The organism is Aquabacterium sp. A08, assembly GCF_011742065.1.
On sequence record NZ_JAAQQT010000193.1, the window covers coordinates 1 to 458 of the forward strand.

Here is a 458-nt window from a genome sequence, read left to right on the forward strand (position 1 = left end):
CGCTCGGCGTCCTGGCCATCGCGGGTCAGTTCGTTGAAGCTCGGGCAGCTCCACACGTTGGCGGCCACGCCCCAGTCCTTTTCCAGCAACGCTTGGGCGGCGATGCTCTCGCGCAAGATGGTGCCCGAACCCAGCAGTTGCACGCGCGGGGTCAGCTTGGCGCCTTCCTTGCACAGGTACATGCCCTTGATGATCTGCTCTTCGGTGCCGGCGGTCAGGCCGGGCATGGCGTAGTTTTCGTTCAGCAGCGTCAGGTAGTAGAAGACGTTGTCCTGCTTTTCCACCATGCGCTTCAAGCCATGGTGCAGGATCACCGCCACCTCGTGGGCAAACGTGGGGTCGTAGGAAATGCAGTTCGGAATCGTGCCGGCCATGATGTGGCTGTGGCCGTCCTCGTGCTGCAGGCCTTCGCCGTTCAGCGTGGTGCGCCCAGAGGTGCCGCCCAGCAGGAAGCCGCG

1 protein-coding gene is annotated in these 458 nt (G+C 64.0%); it reads right to left on the reverse strand.

Going from position 1 to position 458, the window contains the following annotated elements; translation table 11 throughout:
- Window positions 1–458, reverse strand: a 458-nt coding sequence (locus HA630_RS01080; RefSeq protein ID WP_407061927.1) for a transketolase-like TK C-terminal-containing protein, incomplete at both ends; no start/stop codon positions are given.